Origin of the sequence: Streptomyces sp. NBC_00576 (assembly GCF_036345175.1) — a bacterium.
In the GTDB taxonomy this organism is placed as follows: domain Bacteria; phylum Actinomycetota; class Actinomycetes; order Streptomycetales; family Streptomycetaceae; genus Streptomyces.
On record NZ_CP107780.1, the window covers coordinates 8,565,391 to 8,580,575 of the forward strand.

Below are 15,185 nucleotides of genomic sequence, written 5' to 3' on the forward strand. Positions count from 1 at the left end.
TGCTGCGGCGTACCCGTCAATACGGATCAATCCAGATCCCGGGGCGTCGGCCCGCAGGCGCCGGGCGCGAGAAGGAGCCCGGTTGTCGCGGGTGGAAGAGACCTCCGGTAGCGACGACGCTGAAATTTGCCGTTACTACTGCCGGAGGCGCAGTGAATGTTTCCGTGACCCTGTGGGTCCTGACCATCGTGGGTCTCGCCGCTCTGATCGCGGTGGACTTCTTCATCGGGCGCAAGCCCCATGACGTATCAATCAAGGAAGCCGGAATCTGGACGGTCGTCTGGATAGCCCTGGCCGGACTCTTCGGCCTGGGGCTGCTCGTCTTCAGTGGCGGTGAGCCTGCCGGTGAGTTCTTCGCGGGCTTCATCACCGAGAAGTCGTTGAGCGTCGACAACCTCTTCGTCTTCGTTCTGATCATGGCGAAGTTCGCGGTGCCCTCGCAGTACCAGCAGCGTGTGCTCCTTGTCGGTGTCCTCATCGCCCTTGTTCTGCGCGCGATATTCATCGCCGCCGGCGCCGCGATCCTCGCGAGCTTCGCGTGGGTGTTCTACATCTTCGGCGCCTTCCTCATCTGGACCGCCTGGAAGCTGATCCAGGAGGCCCGTGCCGACGACGAGGACGAGGAGTTCGAGGAGAACAAGCTGCTCAAGGCTGTCGAGAAGCGGTTCGGTGTGGCCGACCGCTATCACGGCACCAAGCTGTGGATCGAGGAGAACGGCAAGCGCATCATGACGCCGATGCTGGTCGTGATGCTCGCGATCGGTACCACGGACGTCCTGTTCGCCCTCGACTCGATCCCGGCGATCTTCGGCCTGACCCAGGACCCGTACATCGTCTTCACCGCCAATGCGTTCGCCCTGATGGGCCTGCGTCAGCTGTACTTCCTCATCGGCGGTCTGCTGAGGAAGCTGGTCCACCTCTCGTACGGCCTGTCGGTCATCCTCGGCTTCATCGGTGTCAAGCTGGTGCTGCACGCACTGCACGAGTCCGGGGTCCACGTACCGGAGATCTCCATACCGGTCTCCCTCGGAGTGATCTGCGGGGTCCTGGTCGTCACCACGATCACCAGCCTGATCGCCTCCAGGAAGCAGGAGGCGGCCGCGGCGGCGCAGAAGGACAGCGAAGGCGCTCCGAAGGACAGCATCGAGGCCTGACTGCGTCGGACGTAGGAACAACCACCATCGGGAGCGGTGCGCGGCGAATTGGCGACCACCGTTCCCGATGCTTCGTTGGGTGCTGAGCGTCCCCCGGCAGCGCACAGGGGTGGGTGTGGGGCGGGCGCGAGGTGCGTTCGCGGGGCAGTGAGTGAGGGGCGGTGTGCGCGTGCGTGGCTCGTGTCCGTCTGCGAGGATCGCTGAATGATCGTCAGGCTGCGGTCACTCGCGACGCGGTGGACGGCCGTCGTGCCGGTGGCCGCTGTCGTCCTGCTCGTGTTCACGTGGGGACGCGACCTTCCCGGTGTGGTCGTCGCGCTGGTGACACTGGTCCTCGCGGGAGCCGTACTGGCCGCCGTCCACCACGCCGAGGTGATCGCCCACCGGGTTGGTGAACCCTTCGGCTCCCTCGTGCTGGCCGTCGCCGTCACGATCATCGAGGTCGCCCTGATCGTCACGCTGATGGCCGACGGCGGGGACAAGAGTTCCACCCTGGCCAGGGACACCGTCTTCGCGGCCGTGATGATCACCTGCAACGGCATCGTCGGACTGAGCCTCCTCACCGCCTCGATCCGCCACGGGACCGCGGTCTTCAACCCGGAAGGCACCGGCGCCGCCCTCGCGACGGTCGCGACGCTGGCCACGCTCAGTCTGGTGCTGCCGACGTTCACGACGAGCAAGCCGGGTCCCGAGTTCTCCACCGCCCAGCTCACCTTCGCCGCGCTTGCCTCGCTGGTTCTGTACGGCCTGTTCGTAGCGACCCAGACCGTGCGGCACCGCGACTACTTCCTGCCGATCACCCGACAGGGCGAGGTCATCACCGCGGACGGTCACGCCGAGCTCCCGACCGCCCGCGACGTTCGGGTCAGCCTGGGACTGCTGGGCCTGGCACTGATCGGCGTGGTCGGCCTCGCGAAGGGAGTGTCGCCCACCATCGAGTCCGGCGTCGAGGCAGCCGGCCTGCCGCATGCCGTCGTCGGTGTGATCATCGCCCTGCTCGTTCTGCTTCCCGAGACCATCGCCGCGCTGCGCTCCGCTCGCCGCGACCGCGTACAGACCAGCCTGAACCTCGCCCTCGGGTCGGCGATGGCCAGCATCGGCCTGACCATCCCCGCCGTGGCCCTGGCGTCCGTCTGGCTCTCCGGGCCACTGGTCCTCGGCCTCGGCGCCACCCACATGGTGATGCTGGCCCTGACCGTGGTGGTGGGTTCGCTGACAGTGGTGCCCGGGCGGGCCACACCGCTCCAGGGAGGCGTCCATCTGGTGCTGTTCGCCGCCTACCTGGAGTTGGCGATCAATCCCTGACCAACGCCGCAGGTCACTCCGTGGCAGGTACGGCGGCGAGGCGGGGCACCGGCATGGTCTCCGGCAGCAACGCGAAGCACCCCAGGCTGAACAGCGCGATCCCCGTCAGATAAGCGCCCACGCCCCACGGGACCCGGCCCCCGTGCTCGGCGAGCGCCGTTGCCACGATCGGTGTGAGCGCGCCGCCGAGAACCCCGCCCAGGTTGTAGCCGACCGCGGCGCCCGTGCACCGTACGCGGGGCTCGTACAGCTCCGGCAGATACGCCGCGATCACCGCGAACATCGTGACGAACGCGATCATCGCCACCAGGAAGCCGAGGAACATCAGCAGCGGTTCGCCGGTCGACAGCAGCGCGACCATCGGGCACATCCACACGGTAGCGGCGGCACACCCCGCGAGACACAGCGGCCGGCGGCCGTAACGGTCCCCCAGGAGAGCCACCACGGGCGTCAGAGCGCCCTTGACCACCACCGCGGCCATGATGCAGGCGAGCATGACGGTACGGCTGACACCGAGCCGTTCGGTCCCGTAGGCGAGGGACCAGGTCGTCACCGCGTAGAACACCGCGTACCCGACCGCGAGCGCGCCCGCCGTCAGCAGGACCAGCCGCCAGTGGTCGCGCACCACTTCGGCGAGCGGCACGCGCGCGTGGTCGTCGATCTCCAGGAAACTCGGGCTCTCGGTGAGCGACGAACGCAGCCACAGCCCTGCCACGGCGAGCACCCCGGCCGCCCAGAACGGCACCCGCCATCCCCACGAGGCGAACTGCGCATCCGTGAGCGACGCCGACAGCACCAGCATCACGCCGTTGGCGAGCAGAAAGCCCACCGCGGGGCCGATCTGCGGGAAACTCGCCCACAGGGCGCGCCGTTCGGCGGGCGCGTGCTCCGCGGTCAGCAGGACCGCCCCGCCCCACTCCCCGCCGAGCCCGAGCCCCTGGAGGAAACGCAGCACCAGGAGGAGCACGGGAGCGGCAGTGCCGATCGACTCGTACGTCGGTACGCAGCCGACAGCGACCGTCGACGCCCCGGTCAGCAGCAGCGAGGCGACGAGGACCGGCCGCCGCCCGCGCCGGTCCCCGATGTGCCCGAACAGCACCGACCCCAGCGGCCGGGCGACGAACCCCACCCCGAACGTCCCGAAGGCGGCCAGCGTCCCGGCCACCGGAGAGAACGTCGGGAAGAACAGTGGCCCCAGAACCAGTGCGGCCGCGGTGCCGTAGACGAAGAAGTCGTAGAACTCGATGGCCGTCCCCGCGAGTGAGGCGGCGGCCAGCCGCACCATCGAAGGCGCCCTTACCGTGCGTACGTCGTGCATGCCGCGTCAACTACCCACGGTGACCGCGCGTTACGGGGGCGTGCGGGGCCGATCGGGATCAGTACGTCACGGTGATGCGCCGGTCGGGACCGTCCACCCGGATCGACCCTCCATAGGGGATGACGAGTTGCGGATCCGTGTGTCCGAAGTCCACGTCGAAGACCGTCATCAGGCCGGGAGCGTAGGCGCGCAGCGCGCGTTGGACCGCCTCCCGCTGTTCGGCGGCGTAACGGTCGCCCTCCTCGGGGCTGTTGGGGCGCTCGAAGGACCAGGTCTTCGCGCGGCCCATCAGCAGCGCCGAAAAGCGCTGGAGCAGTCCGCGCTCGCCCATGTTGCGCAACGTGCGGAAGACCTCCTCGCCGCTCGGCAGCTCCTCCGAGGTCTCCAGGAGCACCACTCCGCCGTCGTAAACCGTCAGGTCGTGGGAGATCTCGCGGTCGGCCATCAGCAGCCAGGCGAGGATCTCCAGACAGCCGCCCCAACCGCGGCCCTCCACGACGCGGTCGGCGTTCAGCCACGTCCAGCCCGTGCCGGGACGGGTCTCCGGTTCGCTGTCGAAGGTCGCGGGGTCGGCCCAGTCGCGGTTGACGTCGTTCCAGCGCTCGGCGGGCCGCAGCTCGTACTCGCCCGAGGTGAACAGGGCGGCCCGCAGGGACTCGGCGGTCAGCGGGTCCATCGCCACGGGACGCCCGAGCGCCGTCATCACGGTCGCGCCGTGGAAACCGACGATCCCGGTGTTGTACAGGTATGCCAGCAGGTTCGTGTTGTCGCTCATCCCGAAGAACGGCTTCGGGTTGGCCCGGATCAACTCCCGGTCCAGAAACGGCAGCACGGTGATCTGGTCGTCGCCGCCGATCGTCGCGATGACCGCCTTGATGTCCGGGTCGGCGAACGCCGCGTGGATGTCGGCGGCCCGTTCCTGCGGCGTCGAACCCATCTTCCGGGTCGCCGGATACTCGACCGGTTCGAGCTCGAACTCCTTGCGCAGCCGCTCCAGCCCCAGTTCGTGGGGGCGCGGGAAGAGCCCGGGGAGGGCGGCACCGGGCGAGATGACGGCTATGCGGTCGCCGGGTGAGGGCTTGGGGGGATAGGCGGGGGTCGTCATGCCGGGAGCGTACGGGCGGCCCGTTGTCGGCGCACCGTGATAAACCGGGGGCTGAGCAGCGGTCCTTGACAGGCCGCCACCCTGAACGGACCGGAGGAACCGTGCCCCGCACCCTCGCCAACGCCCCGATCATGATCCTCAACGGGCCCAACCTGAACCTCCTGGGCCAGCGCCAGCCGGAGATCTACGGCTCCGACACGCTCGCCGACGTCGAGGCCCTGTGCGCCAAGGCGGCGGCCGGGCACGGCGGCACGGTGGACTTCCGCCAGTCCAACCACGAGGGCGAGCTGGTCGACTGGATCCACGAGGCGCGCCTCGACCACGCCGGCATCGTCATCAACCCCGGCGCCTACTCGCACACGTCCGTCGCGATCCTGGACGCGCTCAACACCTGCGACGGCCTGCCGGTGTTGGAGGTCCACATCTCCAACATCCACCAGCGTGAGACGTTCCGGCACCACTCCTACGTATCACTGCGCGCCGACGGCGTCATCGCGGGGTGCGGTGTGCAGGGGTATGTGTTCGGGGTGGAGCGGGTCGCCGCGCTGGTGAAGGCGGCGACCGCGGAGGCGTGACCTACAACCGCCCCGCCTCCACGATCCGCCGCAGGAACTGCCGCGTGCGCTCCTGTTGCGGATCGCCGAACACCTGCTCGGCCGTGCCCCGTTCCAGGACCACGCCGCCCTCGAGGAAGCAGATCTGGTCCGCGACATCGCGGGCGAAGCCCATCTCGTGGGTGGCCAGGACCATCGTCATTCCGTCGCCCTTCAGATCCCGGACGACGGCGAGGACCTCGCCCACGAGTTCCGGGTCGAGGGCCGCGGTGATCTCATCGAGGAGCAGCAGCCGGGGGCGTACGGCAAGGGCGCGGACGATCGCCGCCCGCTGCTGCTGGCCGCCGCTCAGCCGGTCCGGGTACTCGCCCGCCTTCGCGCCGAGCCCGAGCCGCTCCAGCAGCTCACGGCCGTACCGCTCCGCCTCGGCGCGGTCCACGCCGTGCACCCGGCGCGGGGCGAGGGTGATGTTCTCCAGAACGGTCATGTGCGGGAAGAGGTTGTACGCCTGGAAGACCACGCCGATCCGGCGGCGCACGGCGTCCTGGTCCGTCCGCGGGTCGGTGATCTCCTCGCCGTCCAGCCAGATCGCGCCGTCGTCGATCTCCTCCAGCAGGTTCGCGCACCGCAGCAGCGTGGACTTGCCGGAGCCGGACGCGCCGATCAGAGCGGTCACCGTGTGCGGGGCGACCTCCAGATCGACGCCGCTCAGGACGACCGAGTCGCCGAACGTCTTGCGCACGGACTCCATACGGAGCACGGGGGAGGAGATGGGCGAGTTGTCGGGGATGTCGCTCACAGTGTTCCTCCCTGTGCCCGCTGCCGATCCATTCGGGCCGTCACCCAGTCCGTGAAGCGCGTCATCGGGATGGTCAGCGCGACGAAGATCAGCCCCGCGACGATGTACGGCGTGTAGTTGAGGCTGCGGCCCGCAATGATGTCGGCCGCGCGTACGGCGTCGACCGCGCCGCCGATCGAGACCAGCCCGGTGTCCTTCTGCAGCGACACCAGGTCGTTCAGCAGCGGCGGCACCTGGCGCCGTACGGCCTGGGGCAGCACGACGTACCGCAGCGCCTGCCGGTTGGTCAGCCCGAGCGAGCGCGCCGCCGCCCGTTGCGACGGGTGCACGGACTCGATGCCGGCGCGGAACACCTCGGCGACATACGCCGAGTACGTCAGCGTCAGCGCCGTACCGCCGAGGAGCACCGGGTCCACGGTGATGCCCTGGAGCCGCAGCGCCGGGACACCCAGAACGACGATCATCAGGTTGATGATCAGCGGGAGACCGCGGAAGAAGTCCGTATACGCGGCGGCCAGCGCTCGCAGCGGGAAGAACACCGGGCCGCGCAGCGTGCGCGCGATGGCGATCAGCATGCCCAGGACGAGCACCGCGACACCGCAGATCAGCAGCAGCCGTACGTTGAGCCACAGCCCTTCGAGGACCTTGGGGAACGCCTCGCGCGCGTACTGCGCGTTGAAGAACGTCTCCTTGGTGCGCGGCCAGCCCGGCGCGTTCACGACGACCAGATAGAGGACCACCCCGGTGACCAGGGTGGACAGTGCGGCGATCGACGTGGCGCGGCGCGCGCGGGTGCGCTTGTACCGCTCACGGTCGATCCGCCGCGGCGAGGGGACGTAACCGTCGCCCCGGTCCGGCAGGTCGGCCGGATCCTCCTGCCCGGACTCCTCCTTCACTGCGGTCACTTGAGCACCGGAGCGTCGACGGCGTCCGACAGCCACTGCTTCTCGAGCGAGGCGAGCGTTCCGTCCTTGCGCAGGGCGTCCACCGCGGTCGTCACACACGAGGTGAGCGCGCTGCCCTTGTCGAGGACGAGCCCGAACTGTTCCGGCGTACCGCCCTGGTTCTCGAACTGCCCGACGATCTTCGCGTCGGTCACCTCGGCGGCGGTGATGTAGAAGGCGGTCGGCAGATCGACGACGATGGCGTCGACCTGGCCGTTCTGCAGCGCGGACTTGGCCTGGTCGTTCTTGGCGTACGCGGCGGGCTCCTGGGTCGGCTTCACCACGTCGTCGATGTAGTTGAGGCTGGTGGTGCCGACCTGGGCGCCCAACTTCAGGCCCTTGAGGTCCGCGATGCTCGTCGCCTTCGCGGCCTTGGAGTTCTTCAGCGCGATGACGGCCTGGCGCACGTCGTAGTAGCCGGACGAGAAGTCCACGGCCTTCTTGCGCTCGGCGCTGATCGACACCTGGTTGATGTCGAAGTCGAAGGTCTTCTCCCCGGGCGCGAACGCCTTGTTGAAGGGGACGCTCTGCCACACGACGTTCGCCTTGTCGTAGCCGAGTTGCTGCGCCACGGCGTACGCGACCGCCGACTCGAAACCCTCACCACTGGCCGGCTTGTCGTCCTTGAACCACGGCTCGTACGCGGGTTCATCGGTGGCGATCGTCAGCTTGCCCGAGGTCTGGGTGGCCAGCTTGCCCTTGGCACACGTGGCTGCTCCAGCCGTCCCGGTGGGTTTGGCGGCGCTCTTCTCCTCCGGCTGCGGGGCGCAGCCGACAGCGGTGGCGAGCAGGGCGACAGTGGCGGCGGAGACTATGCGGCGCAGCGTGTGAGGGGCAAGGTGCATGGCGGGAGAGTGGCAGCGAGGCGTGCCATTTGTCCAGGTCACAGGCGGAATTGTCCGCATAGTGGGAACGTGTGTTGCGTTCTTGTGAACGCCGGGGCCGCCGACCGAGGGCGGGGATCGACAGGTCGGCGGCCCGTGCCGCCCAGGAGCCGTCATCCTGTGCGGGGCTGCCTCCAGTGCACTGCGCCAGGGCGCACGCCGGGAGCGCATGCGCGCTACCAGCATGTGTGTTCGTTTCACACGGGGCGCGAGGTCATCAACTGCGCGCCCCGGGACCGGAGTTCACCACCGCGTGTGCGAGGTCCCCTCCGGCGGGCTCACCAGCCCCGCGCGTGCCACTCCGGCAGGTGGGGCCGCTCCGCACCCAGGGTGGTGTCGTCGCCGTGGCCCGGATAGACCCAGCTCTCGTCCGGGAGTTGGTCGAAGATCTTCGTCTCCACGTCGTGGATCAGGCTGGCGAAGGCCTTCGGGTCCTTGCGTGTGTTGCCCACGCCTCCGGGGAAGAGGCAGTCCCCGGTGAACACGTGCGGGTGCCCGTGCGGGTCGTCGTAGACGAGTGCGATCGAGCCCGGCGTGTGCCCGACCAGGTGGCGGGCGGTGAGCTCCACGCGCCCGACGCGGATCGTGTCCCCGTCGTCGACCGGCGCATCGGTCGGTACGGGGATGCCCTCGGCGTCGTCCCGGCCCGCGTACGTACGGGCACCGGTGGCCGCCACGACCTCCGCGAGTGCCTGCCAGTGGTCCCCGTGCTGATGCGTGGTGACGACCGACGCGATGCCGTCGTCACCGATCAGCGTGATCAACGTATGGGCGTCGTTCGCCGCGTCGATCAGCAACTGCTCGTCGGTGGCCCGGCAGCGCAGCAGATAGGCGTTGTTGTTCATCGGGCCCACCGCGACCTTGGTGATCATCAGGTCCGGCAACTCGTGCACATCGGCAGCGCCGCCGACCTTCACCGCTCCGCTGTACGTCATGGAGCTCAGCCTATAGCGGCGCGGTCGGTCCTAGAGCGGGGGCAGCGCGGGCAGGGTTCCGCCCCGGACGTCGAGGTCCGCTCCGTCGCGACGGCCGGAGAGCCACCCCAGCAGTTCGGGTGCCGGTCCGGTGACCGTGACCGTGGGCCCGGCCGACTCGCTACCGGTGCTCCACGCGCGCGTGCCGTCCGTCACCACGGTGTGCGGCACCTCGGGGTGGCCGGTGAACCGGTCGGCCAGGAATGTGATCTCCCGCTCCGTGAACTCCGCCGGGAGGCCTTCGAGCTCGTATCCGATGCCCAGATCCACGTGGTGCAGCTCGACCTCGGCCCACCTGCGGAACGGCACCCCCGCGGCGGTGTCGGTGACCCCGTTGCGCAGTTCCACCGTGCGCGACCAGTCGGCGGTCACGGCCCATGCCTGGAGGAGACGGGCCGCACTCTCGCGTACGTCCGCGAGCTGTACGTCGAGGGGGCGCGGGGCGTTCCGCTCGATGTCGGCGTCCCGGGCCTCCGGGGACGCGTACATGGGGCGCCCCGCGAAGACGTTCGCGAGAGCGTCCGCGTTGCGGGCGAGATGGGCGAGGACATGACCACGGGTCCAGCCCGGCAGTCGTGACGGCTCGGCCACCGAATCGTTGTTCAATTTCGCGGCTGCGGTGAGCAGTCCTTCCGTCGCGTCGCGTACAGATGCCAGGTCGCGCACATGATCGGCCATGAGGCCGACGATAGCCTCCGCCACACGTTTGGGTGAAGGTGGTGGGCGAGCCCCGTAAATCGAATGTGCGTGCTATATGGTCGGGAGCGGCGTCGGGCATGCTGGATGGCCGGGGATTGTTACAGCCCCAGGAATCCGAACCGGCGTTGTCAGTGGCTCCCCCTAGTCTGAGAAAGCACGGGGGCCCCGCCCCTGTCACTTCTCTCAAGAAAGGTGCGGACCGGCGTGGCCGACCGTCTCATCGTCCGTGGCGCGCGCGAGCACAATCTCAAGAATGTCTCGCTCGACCTCCCGCGCGACTCGCTCATCGTCTTCACGGGCCTGTCCGGGTCGGGCAAGTCCTCCCTGGCCTTCGACACGATCTTCGCCGAGGGCCAGCGCCGCTACGTCGAGTCGCTCTCGTCGTACGCCCGCCAGTTCCTCGGCCAGATGGACAAGCCGGACGTCGACTTCATCGAGGGCCTTTCGCCGGCCGTCTCGATCGACCAGAAGTCGACCTCGCGCAATCCGCGCTCGACGGTCGGCACCATCACCGAGGTCTACGACTACCTGCGTCTGCTCTTCGCGCGTATCGGCAAGCCGCACTGCCCCGAGTGCGGTCGCCCCATCTCACGTCAGTCGCCGCAGGCCATCGTCGACAAGGTCCTGGAGCTGCCGGAGGGGAGCCGCTTCCAGGTGCTGTCGCCACTGGTGCGTGAGCGCAAGGGCGAGTTCGTCGACCTGTTCGCGGACCTCCAGACCAAGGGCTACTCCCGCGCGCGGGTGGACGGCGAGACGATCCAGCTGTCCGACCCGCCCGCGCTGAAGAAGCAGGAGAAGCACACCATCGAGGTGGTCATCGACCGCCTCACGGTCAAGGAGGGCGCCAAGCGCCGCCTCACCGACTCCGTGGAGACCGCCCTCGGTCTCGCCGGCGGCATGGTCGTGCTCGACTTCGTCGACCTCCCCGAGGACGACCCCGAGCGCGAGCGCATGTACTCGGAGCACCTGTACTGCGCGTACGACGACCTGTCCTTCGAGGAACTGGAGCCCCGCTCCTTCTCCTTCAACTCGCCCTTCGGTGCCTGCCCCGACTGCTCGGGCATCGGCACACGCATGGAGGTCGATCCCGAGCTGATCGTCCCGGACGAGGACAAGTCCCTCGACGAGGGCGCCATCCACCCCTGGTCGCACGGCCACACCAAGGACTACTTCAGCCGCCTCATCACCGCCCTCGCGGACGCGCTGGGATTCCGTACCGACATCCCCTTCGCGGGCCTTCCGCAGCGCGCCAGGAAGGCGCTCCTGCACGGACACAAGACCCAGATCGAGGTGCGCTACCGCAACCGGTACGGCCGTGAGCGCGTGTACACCACGCCCTTCGAAGGTGCCGTCCCGTTCGTGAAGCGCCGGCACAGCGAGTCCGAGAGCGACGCCAGCCGGGAGCGCTTCGAGGGCTATATGCGCGAGGTGCCCTGCCCCACCTGCCAGGGCACCCGCCTCAAGCCGATCGTCCTCGCGGTCACGGTCATGGAGAGGTCCATCGCCGAGGTCGCCGCGATGTCGATCAGCGACTGTGCGGACTTCCTGGCCAAGCTGAAGCTCGACGCCCGCGACAAGAAGATCGCCGAGAGGGTGCTCAAGGAGGTCAACGAACGGCTGAAGTTCCTGGTCGACGTCGGCCTCGACTACCTCTCGCTGAACCGCGCGGCAGGCACCCTCTCCGGCGGCGAGGCCCAGCGCATCCGCCTCGCGACCCAGATCGGCTCCGGACTGGTCGGCGTCCTGTACGTCCTCGACGAACCCTCCATCGGCCTGCACCAGCGCGACAACCACCGGCTGATCGAAACCCTGGTCCGGCTGCGGGACATGGGTAACACGCTCATCGTCGTCGAGCACGACGAGGACACCATCAAGGTCGCCGACTGGATCGTCGACATCGGCCCCGGCGCGGGCGAGCACGGTGGCAAGGTCGTGCACAGTGGCTCCCTGAAGGAACTCCTCGCCAACGACGAGTCGATGACCGGCCAGTACCTGTCGGGCAAGAAGGCCATCCCGCTGCCCGACATCCGGCGCCCGCAGGACCCGTCCCGCAGGCTCACCGTGCACGGCGCCCGAGAGAACAACCTGCAGGACATCGACGTTTCGTTCCCCCTGGGTGTCCTCACGGCCGTCACCGGGGTGTCCGGCTCCGGAAAGTCGACGCTGGTCAACGACATCCTGTACACCCACCTCGCCCGCGAGCTGAACGGCGCCCGCAGCGTGCCCGGCCGCCACACGCGCGTGGAGGGCGACGACCTCGTCGACAAGGTCGTGCACGTCGACCAGTCGCCCATCGGCCGCACCCCGCGGTCGAACCCGGCGACGTACACCGGTGTCTTCGACCACGTACGCAGGCTGTTCGCGGAGACGGTCGAGGCGAAGGTGCGGGGCTATCTGCCCGGCCGCTTCTCCTTCAACGTCAAGGGCGGACGCTGCGAGAACTGCGCGGGCGACGGCACCATCAAGATCGAGATGAACTTCCTCCCGGACGTGTACGTCCCGTGCGAGGTCTGCCACGGCGCCCGCTACAACCGGGAGACCCTGGAGGTCCACTACAAGGGCAAGTCCATCGCCGACATCCTGAACATGCCGATCGAGGAGGGCCGGAACTTCTTCGAGGCCGTCCCGGCGATCGCCCGCCACCTCAACACGCTGCACGACGTCGGCCTCGGCTACGTCAGGCTCGGTCAGTCCGCGACGACCCTGTCCGGCGGCGAGGCCCAGCGGGTGAAGCTCGCCAGCGAACTCCAGAAGCGTTCCACCGGCCGCACGGTGTACGTCCTGGACGAGCCGACCACCGGTCTGCACTTCGAGGACATCAGCAAGCTCCTCAAGGTCCTCTCCGGCCTGGTCGACAAGGGCAACACGGTCATCGTCATCGAGCACAACCTCGATGTCATCAAGACCGCCGACTGGGTCGTCGACATGGGCCCCGAGGGCGGCGCCGGCGGCGGTCTCGTCGTCGCCGAGGGCACGCCGGAGGAGGTCGCCGGGGTTGCCACCAGCCACACCGGCAAGTTCCTGCGCGAGGTCCTGGGCGCCGAGCGGGTCAGCGACGCCACGTCGGTGAAGGCCCCGCGTCAGACGGCCGTCAAGAAGGCGGCGGCGGCCAGGTCGACGCCGGCGAAGACGGCGAAGAAGACGGCCGGCAGCGCTGCGGCGAAGAAGACGGCCGGCAGCGCTGCGGCGAAGAAGACGGCCGGGACCGCGAAGACGGCGGCTCCGGCGAAGAAGACGACGACTCGGGCCCGCAAGGCCTGAGCTGTCGACGAGCTCGGACACCACGGCGAACACAGCGAACACGGCGGCCCGCGGGAACTCAAGACTCCCCCGCGGGCCGCCGCACGTTGGACAACCAGGCGCAGCCAACCGCCCTGACTCCACCCCTCGGTCGGTCGAACTACCCCTACAGAGAGCCCAGTTCGGCCGCGTACGGCGGTTCCGCTCCCGCTCGTGAGCAGGTGATCGCCGCCGCACGGGCCGCGAGGCGGAGCAGGTCGGTCCAGCCGTCGGGGCCGAGGCCGGCCAGAGCCGCCGGGGAAAGGGCGTCCCGGACCGACAAGCCGTGCAGCAGCGCCGCGTTCACGGTGTCCCCGGCACCGATCGTGTCCACGACGTCGACCTTCTCGCCGGGCACGGAGTGTTCCGCGCCGTCACGGGTGAAGACGGTCAGTCCGTCGCCGCCCCGGGTGACCACGACGGCCGCAGGGCCGGCGGCCAGCCAATCGCGCGGAGTTCCGCCGAGCCACGTCGCGTCCTCCTCCGAGAGCTTGAGCAGGGACACCGACGGCAGCCAGCTGGTGAAACGAGCCCTGTAGGCGTCCGCATCGGGGATCAGCACCGCCCTGATATTCGGATCGAGCGCGGTGAACACGCCCTGCGCGGCAGCGCTCCGCAGCAGTTCCTCGTACGCGCTCGCGCCCGGCTCCAGGACCAGCGAGCAGGTGCCGAAGGACACCGCCCTGGCCGTGTCGGGGAGTTGAGCGGGCGCGGTGAACAGTCGGTCTGCGGTGCCCTCGACATAGAAGGAGTAGGCGGCGGAGCCGTCCACACCGATCGAGGCGACCGCGAGGGTTGTCGGCTCGCTGCCGCGCTGCACGGACGACACGTTGACGCCTGCCTCCCGCAGCCCGCCGAGCAGTGCCTCGCCGAAGGCGTCGGACGAGACACGGGAACAGAACGCGGTGGGGGAGCCGAGGCGGCCGAGGGCCACCGCCGTGTTGTAGGGCCCGCCACCGAGCGCCGGTCGCAGATTCGCGAGGGCGCCCGCCGCGTGCGGTACCAGGTCGATGAGGGCCTCACCGGCGACGACGATCACGAGACGGGTCCTTTCCCGGACTGCGAGGCGTTCTTGTGGTGCTTCTGGTCGGTACACCCGCACGACTCGCGATGGAGGAACGCGCACGGGAGCCGCACCGTTCGGGTCGGGCGGTCCGGGTCGGCCAGGCGGTCCAGGAGCAGACGTACGGCCTGGGCCCCGATGTCCTTGCCGGGTTGCGCGATCGCGGTGAGCCCGGGGGAGAACAGGTCGGCCCACGCGAAGTCGTCGAAACAGCACAGGGCCAGGTCGTCCGGCACGGTGAGGCCCCGCTCGCGCAGGGCGCGCAGGGCGCCGATGGTCATCGCGTTGTTGGCGGTGACGAGGGCGGTCGGGGGCGCCGTGAGGGAGAGCAGGGCGGTGGTGGCCCGCTCGGCCCCCTCCGACTCGGAGTCGCCATGGGCCACCAGGCGTTCGTCGTGGGGGAGCCCGGCGGCCGCGAGGCCGATGCGGTAACCGGCGATCCGTTCCGTCGTCGTGCTGAGGCCGGGGCGGCCCGCGACCAGGCCGATGCGTTTGTGGCCCAGCGCGGTGAGGTGGGCGATCAGCCGGGCCATCGGTTCGGCGTTCTCGGCGCACACCTGGTCGAAGCGCGGGGTGCTGTCCGACGGGGTGTCGAGCAACCGGTCCAGGAACACCGTCGGTACGTCGTGCCGCGTCAGGTAGGCGACCAGGGCGCCGGGGTCCGCCGATGGGGCCACGATCATGCCGTCCACGCGTCGCTCGTGCAGCAGCTGGACGACCTTGCGTTCGTGCTCGGGGTCGTCGTGCGGGTCGGCGATGAGGAGGCTGTAGCCGTGCTCCAGGGCACCGGCCTCGACGCCCTGGAGGATCTCCGTGAAGTAAGGGTTGCTGATCGCCGACACCGCGAGTCCGATGGACCGCGTCCGTGCGGTGACCAGGGAACGGGCCAGCGTGTTCGGGGTGTAGCCCAGCACTTCGATGGCATCGAGGACGGCCTGGCGGGTCGCGGGGCGCACGACACGGGTGTTGTTGAGTACGTGCGAGACGGTCGCCACGGACACGCGCGCGTGCCTCGCGACGTCAGCCATCGTCGCCATGGAGTCCCGCCTTCCCGTCCCGACCGGGCGTCAATGGCGGCAACGTACCGCATCCGAGACGGGACGTAAA

13 protein-coding genes are annotated in these 15,185 nt (G+C 69.2%); 4 read left to right on the top strand and 9 right to left on the bottom strand.

All coding sequences use genetic code 11. The annotated features are described in order from the left end of the window. Positions 1–152 precede the first annotated feature (152 nt). Entirely contained in the window at positions 153–1,154 is a 1,002-nt protein-coding gene (locus OG734_RS37295; RefSeq protein ID WP_330291833.1) for a TerC family protein, read from the top strand. A 204-nt stretch (positions 1,155–1,358) separates the two neighbouring features. Continuing rightward, a complete protein-coding gene (locus tag OG734_RS37300) occupies positions 1,359–2,459 on the top strand; it encodes a calcium:proton antiporter (protein WP_330291834.1) in 1,101 nt (366 codons plus the stop codon). Positions 2,460–2,472: 13 nt separating this feature from the next. Here OG734_RS37300 and OG734_RS37305 read toward each other — a convergent pair whose 3' ends face one another. Both OG734_RS37305 and OG734_RS37310 read right to left on the bottom strand, forming a co-directional pair. Further along, positions 2,473–3,777, bottom strand: coding sequence for an MFS transporter (locus OG734_RS37305; RefSeq protein WP_330291835.1), 1,305 nt, complete (start codon positions 3,775–3,777; stop codon positions 2,473–2,475). 58 nt (positions 3,778–3,835) lie between these two features. After that, positions 3,836–4,882 carry a S66 family peptidase gene (locus tag OG734_RS37310; protein WP_330291836.1) on the bottom strand — a complete coding sequence of 349 codons (1,047 nt, stop codon included), beginning with the start codon at positions 4,880–4,882 and terminating at the stop codon, positions 3,836–3,838. A gap of 101 nt (positions 4,883–4,983) precedes the next feature. Here OG734_RS37310 and aroQ point away from each other — a divergent pair, with 101 nt between their 5' ends. Then, entirely contained in the window at positions 4,984–5,457 is a 474-nt protein-coding gene (gene aroQ, locus OG734_RS37315; RefSeq protein WP_330291837.1) for a type II 3-dehydroquinate dehydratase, read from the top strand. Position 5,458: 1 nt separating this feature from the next. On the opposite strand, the gene OG734_RS37320 is transcribed toward aroQ, so the two are convergent. The 5 genes from OG734_RS37320 to OG734_RS37340 all read right to left on the bottom strand — a co-directional run bounded on the left by OG734_RS37320 (position 5,459) and on the right by OG734_RS37340 (position 9,715). Continuing rightward, positions 5,459–6,187 (bottom strand): amino acid ABC transporter ATP-binding protein, encoded by a 729-nt coding sequence (locus OG734_RS37320; protein ID WP_330293933.1) that lies wholly within the window; start codon positions 6,185–6,187, stop codon positions 5,459–5,461. 44 nt (positions 6,188–6,231) lie between these two features. Further along, complete coding sequence (locus tag OG734_RS37325) at positions 6,232–7,140, bottom strand: amino acid ABC transporter permease (RefSeq protein ID WP_330291838.1); 909 nt, start codon at positions 7,138–7,140, stop codon at positions 6,232–6,234. Further along, a complete protein-coding gene (locus tag OG734_RS37330) occupies positions 7,137–8,024 on the bottom strand; it encodes an ABC transporter substrate-binding protein (protein ID WP_330291839.1) in 888 nt (295 codons plus the stop codon). Before OG734_RS37330 ends, OG734_RS37325 begins: the two co-directional genes overlap by 4 nt. A 317-nt stretch (positions 8,025–8,341) precedes the next feature. Further along, positions 8,342–8,998, bottom strand: a complete 657-nt coding sequence (locus OG734_RS37335; protein ID WP_330291840.1) for an MBL fold metallo-hydrolase — start codon at positions 8,996–8,998, stop codon at positions 8,342–8,344. Between the two features lie 30 nt (positions 8,999–9,028). Continuing rightward, complete coding sequence (locus OG734_RS37340) at positions 9,029–9,715, bottom strand: maleylpyruvate isomerase family mycothiol-dependent enzyme (protein ID WP_330291841.1); 687 nt, start codon at positions 9,713–9,715, stop codon at positions 9,029–9,031. 225 nt (positions 9,716–9,940) lie between these two features. Here OG734_RS37340 and uvrA point away from each other — a divergent pair, with 225 nt between their 5' ends. Continuing rightward, a complete protein-coding gene (gene uvrA, locus OG734_RS37345; protein ID WP_330291842.1) occupies positions 9,941–12,997 on the top strand; it encodes an excinuclease ABC subunit UvrA in 3,057 nt (1,018 codons plus the stop codon). Positions 12,998–13,142: 145 nt separating this feature from the next. On the opposite strand, the gene OG734_RS37350 is transcribed toward uvrA, so the two are convergent. After that, the gene (locus OG734_RS37350; protein WP_330291843.1) at positions 13,143–14,054 is read right to left on the bottom strand and encodes a carbohydrate kinase family protein; all 912 of its coding nucleotides are present in this window, start codon (positions 14,052–14,054) and stop codon (positions 13,143–13,145) included. Beyond that, positions 14,051–15,115 (bottom strand): LacI family DNA-binding transcriptional regulator, encoded by a 1,065-nt coding sequence (locus OG734_RS37355; protein ID WP_330291844.1) that lies wholly within the window; start codon positions 15,113–15,115, stop codon positions 14,051–14,053. Before OG734_RS37355 ends, OG734_RS37350 begins: the two co-directional genes overlap by 4 nt. Between the last annotated feature and the right edge of the window lie 70 nt (positions 15,116–15,185).

What these genes read in the sequence shown, in the direction of transcription:
- OG734_RS37330 (WP_330291839.1), bottom strand. Translation starts at nt 8,024, where the DNA reads ATGCACCTTGCCCCTCACACGCTGCGCCGCATAGTCTCCGCCGCCACT.
- OG734_RS37335 (WP_330291840.1), bottom strand. Translation starts at nt 8,998, where the DNA reads ATGACGTACAGCGGAGCGGTGAAGGTCGGCGGCGCTGCCGATGTGCAC.
- OG734_RS37305 (WP_330291835.1), bottom strand. Translation starts at nt 3,777, where the DNA reads ATGCACGACGTACGCACGGTAAGGGCGCCTTCGATGGTGCGGCTGGCC.
- OG734_RS37340 (WP_330291841.1), bottom strand. Translation starts at nt 9,715, where the DNA reads ATGGCCGATCATGTGCGCGACCTGGCATCTGTACGCGACGCGACGGAA.
- OG734_RS37320 (WP_330293933.1), bottom strand. Translation starts at nt 6,187, where the DNA reads ATGGAGTCCGTGCGCAAGACGTTCGGCGACTCGGTCGTCCTGAGCGGC.
- OG734_RS37310 (WP_330291836.1), bottom strand. Translation starts at nt 4,882, where the DNA reads ATGACGACCCCCGCCTATCCCCCCAAGCCCTCACCCGGCGACCGCATA.
- OG734_RS37355 (WP_330291844.1), bottom strand. Translation starts at nt 15,115, where the DNA reads ATGGCGACGATGGCTGACGTCGCGAGGCACGCGCGCGTGTCCGTGGCG.
- OG734_RS37300 (WP_330291834.1), top strand. Translation starts at nt 1,359, where the DNA reads ATGATCGTCAGGCTGCGGTCACTCGCGACGCGGTGGACGGCCGTCGTG.